A 1659-nucleotide genomic window follows, 5' to 3' on the forward strand; every position below is an offset into this window, starting at 1 on the left:
TATAGGCTCCTTTCAGAGTCTATATTAGATCATGAATTTAATGGAATTGGTATTACTTATATTTGGTCAGGTTCGAAGTGGACCTATTTAGCGGTAGTGCTTGACCTATTTAGCCGACGCGTTGTGGGGTGGTCTTTATCCGATAAGCCCGATACTGAATTAGTATCTAAAGCTTTGGAGATGGCCTGGGAGCTACGAGGATGTCCGAAGAACGTGATGTTCCATTCAGATCAAGGCTGCCAATATAGCAGCCGTAAATATCGCCAAAGACTTTGGCGATATCGTATAACTCAAAGCATGAGTCGTCGTGGTAATTGTTGGGACAACGCTCCCATGGAGCGGCTATTTAGAAGCTTGAAAACCGAGTGGATACCAGCAACAGGTTACCTGACACAAGCTCAAGCTAAGAAAGACATCAGCCATTACCTGATGAGTTACTATAATCGGCAACGGCCTCATCAAGCAAATGATGGGCTGTCGCCAGTAAATGCCGAAAATCGGCTTAAGTCAGTGTCCGGAATTTGTTGACCACTACAACTCGCGACCAATACCCCTAGACATATCTTAAATGAAGTACAAATTACCAACCTGTACGCCAAGCGCATGCAAATAGAAGAAGCCTTCCGCGATCTAAAGAGTACGCCTATGGGATCGCACTTCGTCACAACAGAACTCGTTGTACTAAGCGATTGGATATCCTGCTTCTTATTGCGTTGCTCGCTGAAATCTTGATGTGGTGGAATGGCCTCATTGCTGTACAAGCCAAGTGGCATTTTGACTTCCAAGCCAATAGCATTAAACACCGCCGAGTTCTATCCATACCTCGTCTAGGAAGAGAGGTACGAAATCATCGGCGATATCAAATTAACGAATCCCAATATCAATGGGGAATGTTCGAATATCAAAGGCTCACACACAATGCAGGACTAGGGAAAATATGAGGGGATCCGTCAGCGCCCTTTTAAGGTGTGAGCAACGCAATGCCGAGGCCGCCGCATACCACCTTAAACACAAAACGCAACGCATAGCAAAAATGCCAAGCGTTGCGAATTAGCCCTAAACAGATTGTTAGCAATCTAGAACCTTGAGGGGCGTCTACGAGGCTTATGCTTCAGAGCTTCTGGCTCCTTCGGCTCGCCCTCTATTTCAGATATTTGCTTTTTATAGTTTCCAACAGCTTCTGTCAAAGAGTTCACCTTGAAAGTATTGTTTGTTAAATCAACCTCTCCACCAGCAAGGGCAACAGAAAGGGAAAGCGCCAAAATAGATACACCAGAACAATAACCAACAAATTTCAAAGGGCTATTAGTATTTATACTGTCAAATAAAAGTGGTTCTGTATGTGCTAGCGACATTTCAATATTTTTATTTTTTGAAAAAAATAGTTTTAATCGCTCGACTTCTGACTTACTCCCTGATTTAATAAACCCTTTGTGATCAATAGCACAATAGTAATAGTTAGCTAATGCATAAGATTGCTCAAAACATCTTAAAAATTCCGATAGCTCACTTAATGCAATAGCCTTTTTCCCTCCTGTTGGGTTTACAATAATTTCAAACCTTTCCATTGATTTCCTCCTATTAATGTATCTGATGAAGATTGCTAACGCTTAAGTATTTATCCGTTGTCGTAGCACAATGGATAAATACCTGTTGGAC

2 protein-coding genes and 1 pseudogene are annotated in these 1659 nt (G+C 42.1%); 2 read left to right on the top strand and 1 reads right to left on the bottom strand.

Annotation, left to right across the window (positions count from 1 at the left end; all coding sequences use genetic code 11):
• Together AB6E08_RS23250 and AB6E08_RS23255 are read left to right on the top strand one after the other, a co-directional pair.
• Positions 1 to 528: IS3 family transposase (locus tag AB6E08_RS23250; protein ID WP_372160346.1), on the top strand; the 528-nt coding region annotated here is incomplete at its 5' end.
• Positions 529 to 941, top strand: a pseudogene (locus AB6E08_RS23255) (transposase); the annotation flags it as partial.
• 135 nt (positions 942 to 1076) lie between these two features.
• Here AB6E08_RS23255 and AB6E08_RS23260 read toward each other — a convergent pair.
• The gene (locus tag AB6E08_RS23260; protein ID WP_372067069.1) at positions 1077 to 1568 is read right to left on the bottom strand and encodes a hypothetical protein; all 492 of its coding nucleotides are present in this window, start codon (positions 1566 to 1568) and stop codon (positions 1077 to 1079) included.
• Positions 1569 to 1659 lie beyond the last annotated feature (91 nt).

The organism is Vibrio sp. 10N.247.310.24 (genome assembly GCF_041467175.1).
GTDB lineage: Bacteria > Pseudomonadota > Gammaproteobacteria > Enterobacterales > Vibrionaceae > Vibrio > Vibrio tasmaniensis_A.